Annotated in this window: 11 protein-coding genes; 1 reads left to right on the top strand and 10 read right to left on the bottom strand. The window is 72.6% G+C overall.

All coding sequences use genetic code 11. The features are described 5' to 3' along the window. Positions 1–1,360: WD40 repeat domain-containing protein (locus FRAQA3DRAFT_RS34355; RefSeq protein WP_009399057.1), on the top strand; the 1,360-nt coding region annotated here is incomplete at its 5' end. 491 nt (positions 1,361–1,851) lie between these two features. Here FRAQA3DRAFT_RS34355 and FRAQA3DRAFT_RS00085 read toward each other — a convergent pair. The 10 genes from FRAQA3DRAFT_RS00085 to FRAQA3DRAFT_RS00040 all read right to left on the bottom strand — a co-directional run. Further along, positions 1,852–4,506, bottom strand: a complete 2,655-nt coding sequence (locus FRAQA3DRAFT_RS00085) for an Hsp70 family protein (RefSeq protein WP_009399054.1) — start codon at positions 4,504–4,506, stop codon at positions 1,852–1,854. A 244-nt stretch (positions 4,507–4,750) separates the two neighbouring features. Continuing rightward, a complete protein-coding gene (locus FRAQA3DRAFT_RS00080) occupies positions 4,751–5,668 on the bottom strand; it encodes a hypothetical protein (protein WP_009399053.1) in 918 nt (305 codons plus the stop codon). After that, the gene (locus FRAQA3DRAFT_RS00075; protein WP_009399052.1) at positions 5,665–6,756 is read right to left on the bottom strand and encodes a DUF3696 domain-containing protein; all 1,092 of its coding nucleotides are present in this window, start codon (positions 6,754–6,756) and stop codon (positions 5,665–5,667) included. Before FRAQA3DRAFT_RS00075 ends, FRAQA3DRAFT_RS00080 begins: the two co-directional genes overlap by 4 nt. Next, positions 6,753–7,889, bottom strand: coding sequence for a DUF262 domain-containing protein (locus tag FRAQA3DRAFT_RS00070; RefSeq protein WP_035921782.1), 1,137 nt, complete (start codon positions 7,887–7,889; stop codon positions 6,753–6,755). The genes FRAQA3DRAFT_RS00075 and FRAQA3DRAFT_RS00070 overlap by 4 nt, the downstream gene beginning before the upstream one ends. Positions 7,890–8,081: 192 nt before the next feature. After that, a complete protein-coding gene (gene meaB / locus FRAQA3DRAFT_RS00065; RefSeq protein WP_009399048.1) occupies positions 8,082–9,104 on the bottom strand; it encodes a methylmalonyl Co-A mutase-associated GTPase MeaB in 1,023 nt (340 codons plus the stop codon). Positions 9,105–9,129: 25 nt separating this feature from the next. Next, positions 9,130–11,379 (bottom strand): methylmalonyl-CoA mutase, encoded by a 2,250-nt coding sequence (scpA, locus tag FRAQA3DRAFT_RS00060; protein WP_009399046.1) that lies wholly within the window; start codon positions 11,377–11,379, stop codon positions 9,130–9,132. Beyond that, a complete protein-coding gene (locus tag FRAQA3DRAFT_RS00055; protein WP_009399045.1) occupies positions 11,379–13,289 on the bottom strand; it encodes a methylmalonyl-CoA mutase subunit beta in 1,911 nt (636 codons plus the stop codon). The genes scpA and FRAQA3DRAFT_RS00055 overlap by 1 nt, the downstream gene beginning before the upstream one ends. A 92-nt stretch (positions 13,290–13,381) precedes the next feature. Next, positions 13,382–14,572 (bottom strand): type IV toxin-antitoxin system AbiEi family antitoxin domain-containing protein, encoded by a 1,191-nt coding sequence (locus FRAQA3DRAFT_RS00050; RefSeq protein ID WP_009399044.1) that lies wholly within the window; start codon positions 14,570–14,572, stop codon positions 13,382–13,384. A gap of 197 nt (positions 14,573–14,769) precedes the next feature. Next, positions 14,770–16,056 carry a lipase family protein gene (locus FRAQA3DRAFT_RS00045; RefSeq protein ID WP_232291834.1) on the bottom strand — a complete coding sequence of 429 codons (1,287 nt, stop codon included), beginning with the start codon at positions 16,054–16,056 and terminating at the stop codon, positions 14,770–14,772. Positions 16,057–16,270: 214 nt separating this feature from the next. After that, on the bottom strand, positions 16,271–16,838 hold a 568-nt coding region (locus FRAQA3DRAFT_RS00040; RefSeq protein WP_009399042.1), incomplete at its 5' end, for an SCO family protein.

Here is a 16,838-nt window from a genome sequence, read left to right as displayed (position 1 = left end):
CGGGCCGGGCGGCGCGTCCACCACAGCGGGCGGTCCGGCGGACGGCGCGACGCCCGGGCGGCGCCGTCGCCGTCCCCGCGCGATCGTGCTCGCCGGCGCCTTCGCGGTCCTGCTCGCCGCCGCGGTGGCGATCCCGGTCATCGTCCTGGGAGGCCGCGACGGGCCGGCCACCCCGAGCGCGGACGACCGGGCGGTCGTCTCGTCGCGGCTGGCCGCCGACGCCACCGCGCGGCGCGCCCAGGATCCGCAGCTCGCCGCCCGGCTCAGCCTCGCGGCCTATGCGGTCGCCCCGACGGACGCCGCCCGTGACGCGCTGATCGCCTCGTTCGGGCAGTCGACCGCGGTGCGGGTGCCCGTCGGCGCGGCGGCGTACTCCGATCTCGCGCTCAGCCCGGACGGCACGAAGCTCGCCGGCACCGACGATGCCGGCCGGCTGCACCTGTGGCGGCTCGACGCCGAAGGTCGGCCGACCGTCGCCGCGGAGGGCTCGGCCGGCGACCACGCCAACGGGGTGGTCTTCGACAGCAACGGCCGGACGCTGGCGACCGGCGGTGCCACCGACGCCGGCCGGCTGTGGGATGTCGCCGACCCGGCGAGCCCACGCCCCCTCGGTTCGCTCGGCACCCAGGCGACGCCGGTGCACCGCCTGGCCCTGTCCACCAGCGCCCACCTGCTCGCCACCGCCGGGGTCGACTGGTCGGTCGGGCTGTGGGACGTGACCGACCCCGGCCGGCCCGCGTCCCTGCAACTGCTGATCGGACGGTCCGGGCCGGTGACCGGGGTGGCGCTGCGCCCCGACGGGGCCGTGCTCGCCATCGCCGGGGTGGGTGGCGCCGTCCAGCTGTGGAACGTGCGCGACCCGCGCAACCCCGCGCAGATGGGATCGGTGCCGGGCCACACCGGTGCCGTCAACACGGTGGCGTTCAGCCCGGACGGCAGGCTGCTGGCCACCGGGGGCGATGACCGGATCCTGCAGGTGTCCGACGTCGCCGACCCGAACCACCCTCGGGTCGTACACCGCCTGCCCGGCCACGCCGCGCCCGTGACCACCGTCGCCTTCGCCACCGACGACCAGCTGCTGAGCGCGGACGGTGCCGGCAGCGTCTCCTACTCGAACCTCGCCGTCACCGCGCCCGCGTTCGTCCCGCTGGGCACGCTGGACTCGCCGGTCCGGGCGATGAGCGCGACCACCACGGGGGCCGTCGCGCTGACCACTGACAGGGGCACGATCCTGCTCGGGACGCTGGACCCGCAGCGGCTGCGGCGGCTGGCATGCGCCAGGCCGGCGGTTGCGTTGAGCCGGGCCGAGTGGGACCGGCTTGTCCTCGACATCCCCTGGTCCGACGCCTGCGCGAGCTGAGCACCCGCGGGCCGCGGGTCAGGAAGCCGACCCACGTCGGCGCCACCGGCGCGCGAACATGACCAGCATCCCGACGCCAAACAGCGACCCGCCGGTGACTGGCCGGCTTTCGACGCTCACGGCCGCCGCTATCCTCCTGGTCGCCTCATCCGGCGGCCCGGCCCGGGCGGCGCTGGCCATCACCACCCCGGTCACGGCGAGCCTCGGTTCGAAACCGGTCGGCGGCGGCACGCTCAGCACGAGCCTCGGGCTCACGACCGTCACCAGTACTGCCCTGCTGGGCACCTGGACGGCCACCGTGACGTCGACGAACTGCACGACCAGCGCCGGACTGCCGTACCGGCAGATCCCCCGGGCGTCGCCGAGTTACTGGTCCGGACCGGCGACCGCGACGACCGGCCTGCTGTCGGCCATCAGTCCCGGCCAGCGCACCGGGGCGAGCGCCGTGTCGCTGGGATCGGCCGGCCGCGCACCCGTTGGGCGGGTCACTGTCAGGCGGGGACCGGGCCGACCCCCGTCGTCAGTTTCTCCAGTCGGGCGACGTTCTCCCCCACCGTGTCGTCGCTGCGGGGCACGTAGTGCGCGTCGAAGGCGATCTTGCGGCCGTTCTCCAGGAAGTAGCGCAGGAAGGCGGCGGTCGCCGGCTGGCGCAACGCATCGGTGCGGGCGTAGACGAACAGCGGCTTGCACAGGGGCAGGTACAGCCCGGTGCCGACGGCCACCTGGGTCGGCGCGACGCACCCCTCGCCGTTGTTGATCTCCACGCCGCGCAGCCTCTCGCCGAACGTCTCGAACGTGGGGTAGTCCAGGAAGCCGATGGCGGACCGGTCGACGGCCACGTCGTTGGCGACCCCGCTGAGGTCCACCTGCCGGTAGGCGCGGGACCGGTCGCTGGCGTCACTGATGGTCGCGTTGAAGACCTCCGCCTGCACCGAGTTGCGCGGCGGGCCGACGAACGCGATCGGTTCGTCCGGGAACGAACGGTCGATCTGGTTCCAGCGGGTCACCGACGAGTCGGCGCCCCAGATCTGCTTGACCTGCTTGAGGGAGAGGCAGCGCAGCCAGGTGTTCTGTGGATTGACCACGATCGGCAGGGTGTGGTGCGCGACTTCGAACCCGACGACCTTCTTCGCGCATCCGGGATCGGCGAGGATTCCCGGGGTGAGCTCGAAGGAGGCGTCGGCGAGTTCGGCCTTGCCGCTGCACAGCGCGGCGAAACCGTCCTCGGTGCTGGTCGCCTCGATGCTGACGGTGACATTGCGCTGGGTCTGACGGAACTCGTTGTAGGCGGTCTCGGTGATGGGGGCGACCTCGGACGAGCCTGCGACCCGGATGAGGTTCGCCGCGGGCGCAGGGGCGGTCGTCGGGCTGGACGACGGCGGGATGGGATCCGTGGTCGGGAAGGGCCCGACGGAGGCCACGGAGTCCGCGCCCGAACCCGAGTCGCGTCCCGTGAGCACGACCCCGGCGGTCGTCCCGATGGCGACGAACAGGACGGCGATGATCGCCGCGGCGACCATGACCCGACGGGACCCGAAGATCCCGCCGCCATCTCCTTCGCCGGCACGATGCGAACCGCTCGGCCCCGGCGCGGCGCCCGCGGGCAGATCCGGCCCGTCCGCGGGGAGCAGACCGGCCTCGGCGGCGCTCTCGGCTGCGGCGTAGGCACCGGCGGCCGCACCCACGGCCGGCTGGCCGGGCACACCGCTCCCGCTCCAACCAGGCTGGCCGGCGGCGGCGTGGCCGTGACCGGCGTCCGGCGTGAGCACAGTGGCCTCACCGGGACCGGTCGCGTCGCGCGGCGCACCGTGCGGGCCCCAACTCCCGCGATCCGACGCCTCGGTGGCGACCGTCGCCCCGTCCTCGTCGGCCCACCCACCGGCCCCGGCACCGGCTCCCGGCGGCGGCGTCCCGCCCCCGGAGAGGAACGGCGGCAGCGACGTGAGGCTCGACGCGTCCGGCGGGCGGATCACCGCGGTGACGTCGTGCGGCTCCTCGACGGCCCCGGCGAACGCACCGCCCACTCCCGCGGCGGCGGGCGGGCCGCCGAACACCGCCCCGCCGGCCCTGGCGGAACGATCGGCGAGGTCGGCGGCGATCAGCGCCGCGCCCATCGCCACGTCCGCGTCCGAGCGGTGCTCGATCCGGCCGATCTCCGGGAAGGCGGCACGCAGCCGGAGCGGCACCAGCGGCAGGTGCGCGACCCCACCGGACAGCAGGATGCGGGAGAGATCCGCGGGGCCCGCCGGCACCGAGCGCAACGCCCGCCGGAAGGTCTCGACGGTGTCGTCGATGATCGGACCGGCGAGCGTTTCCAGCTCGCCGCGGGTCAGCGTGACCAAGGTGTCGACGCCGGGCAGCTCCACCGCCAGGTCGACCTCGTCCTCCTCGGCGAGGACCTCCTTGGCCTGCGTGGCCTCGCGGCGCAGGCGGGCCAGCGCGGTGCGGGTGGCGGCGTCGGCCCGGTCGAGGCGGGCGGGCACGGCGCCGGCCGCGGCCAGCACCCGGTCCACCAGCAGCTCGTCGAGGTCGAGACCGGCGCCGTGGCGCAGCCCCGCCGGCGCGCCGACGAGCTGGAACCCGAACGGCGAGAAGGACAGGATCGCGGTGTCGAGGAATCCGGCGCCGAGGTCGTACCAGCCGACGAGGTCGACCGTCTGGGTCACCGAAGCGCGGGCGAGCAGCGTCCCCATCGCGTCGGCCGCGGGGAGGGCCACGACCGGCAGCTCCAGCCCGGAAAGCTGGGTGATCGCGTCGGCGAAGGTCTCCCGCCGGCCCGCGGACCAGAACGTCGGGAAGGTCACCACCACCTGGTCCGGCGGACCGCCGAGCTGGTCGGCGGCCAGGGCGACGAGATGGGCGACCAGACGGGCGAGCAGACCCTCGCGGCTGTAGGCGGCGCCGCCGAGCAGGATCGGGCCGCCCTCGCCGAGCCGGCGCAGCAGATCGGTCCCGGCCCGGTCCGGGTCGGCCTGGGCACGCCGGGCCGCCGCGCGGGCGAACTGCAGGCCGCCAGCCGGTGGCGCGTACACCACCGACGGCAGCCGCCGCTGCCCGCCGAGTTCGAGCACGCGGGGCCAGCCGCCGTCCGCGACCGCGACGATCGTGTTCGCGGATCCGATATCGATACCGAGCTGATAACCCACCGCGACTCCCGACCCCACCTGATCACCTAAGCGCCCCGGGGAACCTGGACCGCCCCCGGTCTCCGGAGACCTTGCCCCTCCGTATGGTGCGATCATCGTAGACGCTTGACCAGGCAATCTTCGTGTCCGGTGCAAGACAGGAAAGATCAGGACCAATGCGCACCGGAGGCGAACCACCAAGTAGCCAACAGAAGTCGGAGAGTAGCAGCGACTCAGCCCGGAAGCGAGCCGCCCAGAGCCCGGATCAGGTCGACAGGTGCCGCACGAACAGGCCGATCAGAATTCGGCCACCAGTCCGCTCATCCCCGGGGAAGAAGTGGATGCGGTTGCGATGACGTTCGAGCTTGGTATGCCACTCGCAGCGGAAGACGTAGCCGAGGAAGCTCGCATCCCGCTGTCGCATCAGCGTGGGCGATCCCCTCGTCTTCCCTTCGATGCTGACCTCGATGCCCAGCCGCGCCGAAATCCGCGCCGACGAGCCCTTCTCGGCCACGAAAGTCTCGGGGAAGCCGTCGTCGAGGGCAGCCAGATGTTCGACGACGCGGTCACGGACCGCGTATCCACCATCGAACCTGCGGAAGGACAGGCCGTCCGCGAAACACAGGCCGGGAAAGGCTCGGCCGGCAAGCTCGAAGAACGTTTCTTCGTGCACCGCCTCGAAGCGTATCAGCGACCGATAGAAAAGCCGCACGTCGCGATCCTCGTCGAGGAAGGACATCTCGACCCGGCCGTCCGTGGTAGTCACTTGGCGGAATCCGGCCAGGCGGCGCCATGGCATCGTGAGGACCGCCACGTTCCGGCCGGTCGCGACGAGCTGGGCCGCCCGAGCGATACCGAGTCCGTACACCGTCAAGCCGTCGATGACGGCCTCACCATCGACGGAAACCGCCGGATCCTCGTCCCAGTCCGCGCACTTGTCCAAGAGCTGCAGGAGCCGGTTACGCAGGTCCCGGTCGATCTGCGACGAGCTGGCCAGGACGCTTGCGATATTTTGTCCGAAAACGAATGCCCCGGCCGCCCATCCACTCAGGATTCCGATGGTCTCGCGCTCGCTTCTGACCTTACTCAGGAGGTCCGCGAGCTGCGCGAGTTCCTCTTCGGCTGCAGACCAGTCGGCGACTCCAGCGCAGGCTAACGCCTCCTCGTCGACGACGAATCTCACCGCCTCCGCCCGCGCAGTCCGGCGAGGCTGGCTAGATCACGCTCACTCTGGTCGAAGAAGCCCTGTGGCCAGCTGGACAGCGCACCCGATTCGGTGACGTCGATCGCGGTTCTTCCCTCGACACCGAAGTAGTGGAGTATCGCTTCGTCCGACGGCAGCGTTCGCTCCTCGGCAATACCCAGTCGAATCCCGTTTATCAAATGATCACTGTGCGTCTCGACGATCGTCTGCACCCCGGACGCCGCGAGTCGCACCAGGAAGCGGCCCATGGCGGACTGCCCGGCGGGATGCAGATGCGCCTCGGGGTTCTCTACGATAAAGACCGAACGCTGTCGGGCGGCGAGTGCGGCGACGCATATCGGTAGCGCGTAGGAAAGCCCGAATCCGACGTTTGCCGGCCGCAGCCAGGGCGTCAGCGCCCCAGGCTCACGAAACCGGATCATCGCCGCGTTGGTGCCCTGTACCCAGGTAGCGCTCACCAGGACAGGCCGGACGATATACGACAGCCAGAGTCCGACCTGACCGCCAAGAGTGATCGAATGATCCTGTTCGACGGTGGCGGGATGGCGCATGCCCTCGGCGATCTGATCCCGCTCGCGTTGAGCGAGCACATGGGCCGTGAACTGCCCCTGATGGCCTACCCGCAGCCGACCGTCGTCCAGGGTCGACACCTCGAGCAGGTCCCGTGGCCCCAGCCGCTCGGCCGAGAGATAGGTGTCGACCGGCATCCGGATCTCCGGGTCGGCCGGGTGCTCCGATCGATCGCGACGCAGGTAGACCGATCGGTCGTCAGGAACGGTGAAATCCGTTCGGTACGGACGCCCGTCGATCACCCGGACGATGGAGATGGTGCTGTCGGCCGCTTCCGAGAAGAGCACGTCAGATGCCTCGCCGAGAGCCAGACCGTGCTCGCCACCAAGCGGAGTATGTGGACCTTCCGCGTCCAGGGCGAGTTCCGTCAGCAGCAGCGCCTGAATCACCGTGCTCTTGCCAGCGCTGTTCAGCCCCGTGAGCACGGTAAGCGCTCGGAGGTCGAGAGCGAGGTCATCGAAGACCTTGAAATTGATGATCCGCAGACCCTCGATCACCTGGCGCTCGCAATAACTTCGCGGGTCAACTCGAAACGGTTGCGAACCCGCATACGATCACCCGTGGACGCGGTGACGGCAGCAAGGTACGCCGGATCATCTTTCATGAGATGACGCGCGCGCGTCCGAATACCGCGCGTCACCGAAGCAGACTCTATCCGGCCGACGCGAGCAAGCTCTACGGTCCAGCTCTCGAAGAGGGCGCGATTGAACGGGTTGCGTCGTTCCTCACCCTCCGGCCACTTCCGAAATGCATATTCTCCGAAAATGTCAATGCTGTTCCGGAGACCGACGATGAAGATTTGCTCGATCTCTCGCAGTTGCGTGTCGGACACCTCACGCGGGTCGTCCAGCAGTTCCGTCGCGCGAGACAGGAAGAGATCCATCGGCGGCTCGTAGCCCTGCTCACCCATCAGCGAGAAGGCACAGAAGCGGAGCGCGACCTCTCGGTCGATCATCCGGCGTTGGCGGTCCATGGCCCCGGCAGTGGCGATCGCGAACTCCGGCACCGTCGTCAGATCGCGAAGAAAATCGCGACTTCGCTTCTGGCTCATGCAGTGCCGGATTTCCTGGGCATTGAGCGGAGTCCCGCCGGTGTTGATGCGCTTGAAAATGTCATACATCACCGGTCGTGGCGTCGACGGATCGATAACGTTGGCCACGATCTGCGTGTTGTTCAGCCGGCGCTGCCAGAGCGCGGGCAGCTCCTCGAAACGCTTGCCGGTCACATCATCGATATATTCCAACCCCTCGAGGGGAAATCCTCCCGAGCCGTCGGCCCCCCCGCGGACGAAGTCATGGACGGTGGTCAGCCGCTGGACGCCGTCGACGACCCGCAGCGTGCCGTCCCGGTCCTCGGCGAAGTAGAAGGCCGGCAGTGGGATCTGAAGCAGCACCGACTCGATGAGCCGGGCCTTCTGCACCGGTTTCCAGACCTGGAGACGCTGGAAGTCGGGCGCGAGATCGAGCGAGCCCTCGTCGATCGCGTCCAACATGTTGCGCAGCGAGAAGGTCTTCGTAGCGACTCGGATGCTCTCCGGCTTCCAGGGGCGGTCGACGTCCTGGAACTCGCTGTCCTGCTCCTCCTCGACGTCCAGCGCGACGTTGCCCTCGTGCTCGACGATCGCGATCATCGGCTCCACATGCACCGTCCCATTTTCGGCCATCGCGCTCGGCGAGATGTCGGCACCGGCCCCCGAGCATCCACAGACCACTGCCGAGACGATCGCTGCACGCGGTGACTCTATCGGATCAGCAAGTGGCCGCCGGCGTCCTTCTCCCTGCCTAGAACTGGACCGGCTGCCGGAGAGTCCGCACCTCAGGACTCAGGTCGGTTCTGCAGAGGACCCAGGCGCTGGTTCGCCGAAGGCGGTGAGGATCGCGTCGGCGGCGAGGGCGGGGGTGAGCGTGCCGTCGCGGACGCGGCGTTCGAGGTCGGGGGTGAGCTCCCGGACGCGCGGGTGCGCCCGCAGCTCGGCGAGCAGGCGGTCGTGGACCATCGCCCAGGTCCAGTCCACCTGCTGGCGCCGGCGGCGGGCGGCGAGCTCGCCGGAGGCGTCGAGGGTGTCCTGATGCTTGACGACCTGGGCCCAGACGGTGTCGAGGCCGGTGCGCTCGGCGGCGCTGCAGGTGAGCACCGGGGTGTTCCAGTCGCGCGGCCCCGAGGAGCCCTGCAGCATGCGCAGCGCCCCGGCGAGTTCGCGGGCGGCACGGCGGGCGTCGAGCTCGTGCGGGCCGTCGGCCTTGTTCACCGCGATGACGTCGGCGAGCTCCAGCACGCCCTTCTTGATGCCCTGAAGCTGGTCGCCGGTGCGGGCCAGGGTCAGGAACAGGAAGGTGTCGACCATGTCGGCCACCGTCGTCTCCGACTGGCCGACGCCGACCGTCTCGACCATGACGACGTCGTAGCCGGCCGCCTCCATGACGACCATCGCCTCCCGGGTGGCCTTCGCGACCCCGCCGAGGGTGCCCGCGGTCGGCGAGGGCCGGATGAACGCCGCCGGGTCCACCGACAGCGCGGCCATCCGGGTCTTGTCGCCGAGGATGCTGCCGCCCGTCCGTGTCGAGGACGGGTCGACGGCGAGCACCGCCACCTGGTGGCCCCGGCCGGTCAGCGTGGTGCCCAGCGCGTCGATGAACGTCGACTTGCCCACGCCGGGCACCCCGGTGATGCCGACGCGGCGCGCCTTGCCGGCGTGCGGGAGCAGGGTCACCAGCAGTTGCTGGGCCAGTTCCCGGTGGTCCGGCCGGCTGGACTCGACCAGCGTGATGGCCCGCGCGATCCAGGTCCGCGACGAGGCCAGCACGCCGTCCGCGTACTCGGTCAGATCGATGCGCCGGGTCACCATGCCAGATATGCCACGGATGGCCGGCTCAGGCGGCGGAATGGCCGAGCTGCGCCGACAGGGTGGCGAGCAGCTCCAGTGCCGCGTCGGCGATGACCGTCCCCGGCGGGAAGATCGCCGCCGCCCCCGCGGCCCGCAGCTCGTCGAAGTCGCCCGGGGGGATGACCCCGCCGACCACGATGAGGATGTCGGAGCGGTCCAGCGCGGCGAGCTCCTCACGCAGCGCGGGCACCAGGGTGAGATGCCCGGCGGCCAGCGACGACACGCCGACGATCTGCACGTCCGCCTCGATGGCCTGGCGGGCGACCTCGGCGGGCGTCTGGAACAGCGGGCCGACGTCGACGTCGAAGCCGATGTCGGCGAAGGCGCTGGCGATGACCTTCTGGCCGCGGTCGTGGCCGTCCTGGCCCATCTTCGCCACCAGGATGCGCGGGCGGCGGCCCTCGGCGCGCTCGAACTCGGCGGCGGCCTCGCGGGCGGCGGCGACGTTCCCGGCGGGTCCCGCCTCGTCCCGGTACACCCCGGAGATGGTACGGATCTGGCCGGAATGGCGCCCGTAGACCTTCTCCAACGCGTCCGAGATCTCACCGACCGTCGCCTTGGCGCGGGCCGCGTCGACAGCGAGGGCGAGCAGGTTCTGCTCCAGGCCGGGGCCGCGGCGGCCGTCGCGGGCAGCGTCGGCGGCAGCGGTGAGCGCATGCAGCGCCGTCTCGACCGCCGCCGGGTCGCGTTCGGCGCGCAGCCGGCGCAGCTTGTCGATCTGCTCGGTGCGCACCGCCGAGTTGTCGACCTTGAGGACCTCGATCGCCTCGTCGGCGTCCACCCGGTACTTGTTCACCCCGATGAGCGGCTGGCGGCCGGCGTCGATGCGCGCCTGGGTGCGCGCGGCCGCCTCCTCGATGCGCATCTTGGGGATGCCGGCGTCGATGGCCTGCGCCATGCCGCCGGAGGCCTCGACCTCGCTGATGTGACCCCACGCCTTGCGGGCCAGGTCGTAGGTGAGCCGCTCGACGTAGTGGCTGCCGCCCCACGGGTCGATGACCCGGGTGGTGCCGGACTCCTGCTGCAGCAGCAGCTGGGTGTTGCGGGCGATGCGGGCGGAGAAGTCGGTGGGCAGCGCGAGCGCCTCGTCGAGGGCGTTGGTGTGCAGCGACTGGGTGTGGCCCTGGGTGGCGGCCATCGCCTCGACGCAGGTGCGCACCACGTTGTTGAACACGTCCTGGGCCGTCAGCGACCAGCCGGAGGTCTGGGAGTGGGTGCGCAGCGACAGCGACTTGGAGCTCGTCGGCGAGAACTGGTTGACCAGCCGCGCCCACAGCAGCCGGGCCGCCCGCAGCTTGGCGACCTCCATGAAGAAGTTCATGCCGATCGCCCAGAAGAACGACAGCCGCGGGGCGAACGCGTCGATGCCGAGCCCCGCACCGAGCCCGGCGCGGATGTACTCGACGCCGTCGGCGAGGGTGTAGGCGAGCTCCAGGTCGGCCGTCGCGCCGGCCTCCTGCATGTGGTAGCCGGAGATGGAGATCGAGTTGAACCGGGGCATCCGCTGCGAGGTGTACGAGAAGATGTCCGAGATGATCTGCATCGACGGCTGCGGCGGGTAGATGTAGGTGTTGCGGACCATGAACTCTTTGAGGATGTCGTTCTGGATGGTCCCGGCGAGCTGCTCCGGGGCCACCCCCTGTTCCTCGGCCGCCACGATGTAGAGCGCGAGTACCGGCAGCACCGCGCCGTTCATGGTCATCGACACGCTCATCCGGTCCAGCGGGATGCCGTCGAACAGCTGGCGCATGTCGAGGATGGAGTCGATGGCCACCCCGGCCATCCCGACGTCGCCGGTGACCCGCGGGTGGTCCGAGTCGTAGCCGCGGTGGGTCGGCAGGTCGAAGGCGACCGACAGGCCCTTCTGGCCGGCGGCGAGGTTGCGCCGGTAGAACGCGTTCGACGCCGCCGCGGTGGAGAACCCGGCGTACTGGCGGATCGTCCACGGCTGGGTGACGTACATCGCCGGGTACGGGCCGCGCAGGAACGGCGCGACTCCCGGGTAGGTGCGCAGAAAGTCGAGTTCGGCGGTGTCGGTCGCGGTGTAGAGCGGCTTGACCGCGATGCCCTCGGGGGTGTCCCAGGTCAGCGCGTCGACGTCCTTGCCGGTCGCCGACTCGAGCGCGGCGCGCCACTCGGCCTCGGGCGTGTCCGCACCGGCCGGCGGGCCACCGAGCTCCACCTGAGAGAAGTCCGGGATGGCGGCGGACCGCCGGTTCGAGCTGTCGACGGACATCAGCGCACTCCCGCCTCGGCCTGCGTCGCCTGGAGTACGGCGACCGCGTTGCATCCTGTGAAGACGTACCCGTCGATGCCCGCCTCGGCGTCGGCCTGGGCGCGCGAGCCGGGCTGACCCGCGAGCCAGACCCGGCGGGCGCCCGCGTCGCGCAGCGCCCGGGCCACCGGGGCGGCATGCTCGGCGTACACCTTGTCGCCCGAGCAGAGGCAGGCCACCGCGGCGCCGGAGGCGGTGAAGGCCGCCGCGATCGCGGCCGGGTCGGTGCCCGGGCCGGACGTCGGGGTCTCGAACCCGCCCGCCTGGAACAGGTTCGCGGCGAACGTGGCGCGGGCGGTCGACGCCGCCGCGCTACCGAGGGTGGCCAGGAACACGACCGGGCGGGCGGCCGCCGTGGCGTGGGCGTCGGCGCGGGACCGCAGCGCCTCGAAATCGGCGTCGTAGTGGATCTCCGGCAGGCCCGGGGTGCCCCCCGCGGGGGCCACGAGCTCCTCGGCCGGCGCCGGGATGCGCTCGGGAAGGGCCTCGGCCAGGTTCGGGAACTCACTGACGCCGGTGAGGGGGTCCCGGCGGTGGGCGATCGCCTCGGCGCGCTTCGCCCGGGTGGCCGCGATCCGCTCGGCGACGAGACCCGAGCGCAGGGCGGCGACGATGCCGCCGGCCCGCTCGATCTCGGTGAACCAGGCCCAGGCGGCCTCGGCGAGCTCGGCGGTGAGCGACTCGACGAACCAGGAACCGCCGGCCGGGTCGATCACCCGGATCAGGCTCGACTCCTCCTGTAGGAGGGTCTGGGTGTTGCGGGCGATGCGCCGGGAGAAGTCGTCGGGCAGGCCGAGGCGGGTGTCGAACGGCAGGACCGTCACCGCATCCGCGCCGCCGACGCCGGCTCCGAAGCAGGCCAGGGTGGTGCGCAGCATGTTCACCCAGGGATCGCGGCGCGTCATCATCGCCGCCGAGGTGACCGCGTGCTGGCGCTGGGCGCGCTCGGCCGGCTCGGCCCCGCACACCTGCGCGACCCGGGACCACAGCCGGCGGGCGGCCCGCAGCTTCGCGATGGAGGAGAACTGGTCGGCGGTAACCGCGTAGCGGAACTCCAGCTGCCCGAGCGCCTCGGGCAGGCTCAGCCCGGCGTCGGTGAGCGCGCGCAGGTAGGCGACCCCGGTGGCCAGCGACGCGCCGAGCTCCTCGGCGTCGCTGCCGCCGGCGCGGTGGTAGGGCTGGGCGTCGACGACGAGGGCGCGCACGCCCGGAAACTCGGCCACGCAGCGTGCCGCGAGGGCCGCCGCCTCGGCGAGCCCCACCGGGCCGTCCGCCGGCAGGCCTGCCCGCGCCGCCAGCCCGATCGGATCGGCGCCGAGGCTACCCGCGAGCTGGGAGCCGGGCACGCCGCGGGCAGCGGCGAGGCGGAAGAGCTCCTCGGCCGCGGCCGGGGTCCGCGCGCCCGCCTCGAGGACCACGGGGGCGAGGTCGAGGTAGACCTCGCCGAGCACCGTGGCCAGGGCGTCGATCGGCAGCCCGCCGGGGCCGAGGCGCAGCCACAGCGACGTGGCGCCGTTCTCCAGGTCGGTGAGAACGGCGTCGGCGGCGAGCTTGGCGTCGGGACCGGCGTGCAGGGCGCGGACGTCCCAGCCGGTGGCGCCCGCGCCCTGGGGCCGACCGCCCCGCACGAACGGGGCGAGGCCCGGCAGGCCCACCCCTCCGGCGGGGAGGTCGTCGGCGGTGTAGAGCGGTCGGATCAGCGGGCCGTCATAGGTCCGCGTGGCCAGCAGCTCCTCGACTTCGCCGGCGGCGCTCGCCTCGGTCGCCACGCCGGACTTGCGCAGGACGCCCAGGACGAGCTGCTGCCACTCGGCGCGGGTGGCCTCCGGAAAGTCTGCGGCCAGCGACAGCCCGGCCGATGGAACGCTCATGTTCCGGATCGTAGGCGCGGGACGCCTGGGCGGCTTGGAATGTACTTCCTGTCACAAGTCCTTGCATGCCTTTGCCCGGATGGTGGCAATGTTCACGAGGCCTGCAGTTCCTCCGCCTCCCGCGCCGCGGGGCCGGCGAGGACCCGGTCGACGGCCGCGACGATCCGCTCCGGGTACCAGGCGACGTCGAGCGCGCTGAACCGCAGCACCGTCCAGCGCAGGGCGGCGAGGAGGTTGCCGCGCAGCCGCTCCAGGTGGAACGCCTCGGCGGAGCTCACAGTGGTGTACGTGTCGGCCTCGACGTCGAGGCGGTGCTCCGGCCAGGCGAGGTCGAGCTTCGCGATCGACTGGCCGCTGCCGTCCTCGACCGGCCACTGCAGCTCGGGCGGGGCGAAGCCCGCGTCGACGAGCAGCAGCCGCAGCCGGGTCTCGAGCGCCGACTCGGCCCGCCCGTCGGCCAGCGGCCACCAGGCCTGCGTCGGCCGGAAGCCGCGCCGCCCGGACGCCGCCTCGCGCGCCGCGCGCAGGTTGGGCACGACCCCGCTGCGCAGGGCGGCGTCCATCTCGGCGACGGCGGCCTCCCGGCTGGGCGCGGCGAGCACGAGATCGGCGAGGGTGCGCGCCGGTGAGGTGACGGGGATCCCGGCCAGATCGACCCGCTCGCCGGGACCGAGCTCGGTGAAATGCAGCCGGATTCCCCGCGGCTGCGCCCGTGTCAGCCGGGGCGGCAGCAGCAGGTGCACGGGCTCGGCCGGGTTCTCCGGCTCCGCGCCGGGAAAACCGAGCAGCCGGGCGGCGGTGATGCCGCAGACGACCGCGTGCGGACGGCCGACGAGTGCCGCCCGCACGCGCGCCGACAGGGGAAAGGGAGGCGGCGCGAAGACCCCCGGGCATGCGCCGGTGGGGAGCAGCGGCGGGAGCGGACCGCCACCCGCGGCGAGGTGCCCGCCGCGCCACCCGTCACCGGCGACCGCGGGGAACCCGCCGGTGAACCGCGCCGGCTCCGGCGCCCAGCCCGAGCCCCATGGCCCGTCGCCGGGCCCGTCGACCCCGCCGGGCGGCGGGCCGACCGGGACGACGAAGGCGCCGCGGACGGGGTGGCTCCACTGGTCGGACTGGACGAGCTGGCGCAGCTGGCCGCGGGTCAGGCCGGCGGCCATCGCCTGCCGGAAAGTGATCATCCCGCCCTGCCGGCGCGCCAGCGCGACGGCGGGGTCGAGACCGGGGTAGCGGCGGACGGCGGGTCGGGTCGGCGGGGACGAGGCCGAGAGGGAAAAGGTCATGAACCGAGAATCCAACAGAATCGGCCACCCAGCCAGGGGCAACATGAAGGCTGTGGATAACCGCCGCAACGATGGGCGGTGAGCAGATCAAGAATCCCAGGGAGGGCCGCATACATTTCCCGCATTCATGGCCGCACTACTTGAGGAAATGGCTGGGAATGGCAGCCGGTCCCGGACCGTACTGGGCGGTGCGCGGGTCAGCAGTTCCCGCGCGTCGGGATGCCGGCGAAGCGATCTGCGAGGAACCGCAGCGCGTCCGCCGTCCGCCCCACCCCGTTGACGTGGTCGCCGGGGAACGGCGCCCAGGTCACCGCGACCCGCCGGGCGCAGTACTGGGCGCGCAGCCGCGCGGCCTGGGGAAACGCGACCAGGCTGTCCGACGTGGCGTGGTAGAGGTAGAGCGGGACGCGGGGCGCGACCGGTCCCAGGGTGTTCTCGGCCAGCCGCGCCCGCCAGCGCGGCAGCGTCATCGGGTCGGTCGTCGTCAGATCGGCGAACCGCACGCCGGCGTACCCGGCGACCAGGGCGAGCGAGCAGGCGGTGCGTAGGACGGCGAACACCGCCCGGCCGGGCGTGGTCAGCAGCGAGTCCAGCCGCAGATCCGGGTAGGCCGCGTCGAGGCCGGCCGCGGCCGCCAGGCTCAGCCCGGCGGCACCCTTCCCGTCGAGGGCCCGCCCGACGGCCCCCAGGTCGGCCGGCACGCCGCCGGCGGCGACACCACGCAGGTCGAGTTCGGGAGCGTAGCCAGGGACGAGCTGCGCCGCCCACACCGCGGCGCCCCCGCCCTGCGAGTAGCCGGCCAGCCCCACCCGCCGATGCGCCGCCCCGGTGAGCCCCGCGACCCGCGGGGTCGCCCGCACGATGTCGAGCAGGGCGTGCCCCTCGGCGGGGCCGACGACGTAGGTGTGCTCGCCGGGGGTGCCGAGGCCCTCGTAGTCGGGCACAGCGACGATCCAGCCCCGGTTCAGCGCCTCGGTCAGCGCCCCGACGGCGAGGTTGACGCCCACGGCGAGACCCTTCGACGCCGCGCAGTCGTCGCCGAGCCCCTGGGTGCCGGGCGCGTAGCCGAGGATCGGCGCGTCGCCGGCCGGGCGGGCGGGAACGAGCACGGTGCCGCTGACCGCCCTCGGCGCGCCGAGCGCCCCGCTGGACAGGTACAGCACCTGCAACACCCTGGCGCCTGCCGCGGCGAACGGACCCGCTGCCGGCACGGGACGCCACCACAGGACGTCCCCGGGACGGCCGGCGGGCAACGGCGCAGGCGGGCGGTAGAACGCCTCGCCCGCCGGGGCGGCCACCGGCCCGGAATAGGCGGGTCGACCGACCGCGCCGTCCGCGGCCACCCCGGCCGCGGGCGCACCGGACTTCCCCGTCGGCGTCGGCGCAGGTGAGGCGGGCCTGCCGGCGTCGGCCGGCGGGCCACCGCGCGACGCCCGGCCACCCGACCCGCAGCCGGCCAGCGCGGGCACCAGAACCAGGGCCACGAGCGTCACCATCAGACGCGGCCAGCGCCCGAGCCGCCACGGTGACAACCCCGACCTCGACGGAAGACACCGCCGCAGGCAAGCACACCGCCGCAGGAAAGCACACAGCCACCGGCAAGCACACAGCCACCGGAAAGCACACAGTTGAGCGCTGTCCCGCATCCGGGCCGCTCCCCTCGCCACCGTCGCGGCGCCGGGCGGTCGGGCCCCGCGCTCAGCTCTCTCCCGCGAGCAGCAGCGGGATGTCGTGGGCGTAGTCGGCGACGGCGGTGCCGGCGAGGTACCCGACCCGGGCGACGCCGTCCGGGCCGATCGCCGTGACCTGGCTGCCGTGCGGCACCACGATGGTGCCATCCGCGGCGGGCGTCGGCGTGCTGAAGGTGACGCCCGCCGTGTCGGCGAGGCGGGTCACGGCCGTGGCGGGCCCGGTCAAGCCGACGAACGACCGGTCGAACTGGTCGAGCCAGTGGCGTAGGACCGGGCCCGTGTCGCGGGCCGGGTCGGTCGTCGCGACGACCACCCGGACCCGGACGCGCTGCTCGGGGGTGAGCAGACCGAGCGCGGCGGCCAGGTCGGCGACCGTCGTGGGGCAGACGTCCGGGCAGGAGGTGTAACCGAAGAACAGCAGCGTGAGCCGGCCGTCGGCAGCCGCCGGCAGGGTCCACGGCCGGCCGGCGGTGTCGGTGAGGGTGACACCGGGCAGGCGCACCGGGGGGTCGAGGCGCACGCCGCGCACCCCGGTGGCGCCCCCGACGTCGTCGAGGTGCACCGGGCCCGCGGCC

The sequence above is a fragment of the Frankia sp. QA3 genome (assembly GCF_000262465.1).
GTDB lineage: Bacteria > Actinomycetota > Actinomycetes > Frankiales > Frankiaceae > Frankia.
This window is presented reverse-complemented; position numbering and strand designations above follow the sequence as displayed.

Coding starts and splice junctions, on each gene's coding strand:
- FRAQA3DRAFT_RS00050 (WP_009399044.1), bottom strand. CDS start 14,572: ATGACCTTTTCCCTCTCGGCCTCGTCCCCGCCGACCCGACCCGCCGTC.
- FRAQA3DRAFT_RS00055 (WP_009399045.1), bottom strand. CDS start 13,289: ATGAGCGTTCCATCGGCCGGGCTGTCGCTGGCCGCAGACTTTCCGGAG.
- meaB (WP_009399048.1), bottom strand. CDS start 9,104: ATGGTGACCCGGCGCATCGATCTGACCGAGTACGCGGACGGCGTGCTG.
- scpA (WP_009399046.1), bottom strand. CDS start 11,379: ATGTCCGTCGACAGCTCGAACCGGCGGTCCGCCGCCATCCCGGACTTC.
- FRAQA3DRAFT_RS00070 (WP_035921782.1), bottom strand. CDS start 7,889: ATGATCGCGATCGTCGAGCACGAGGGCAACGTCGCGCTGGACGTCGAG.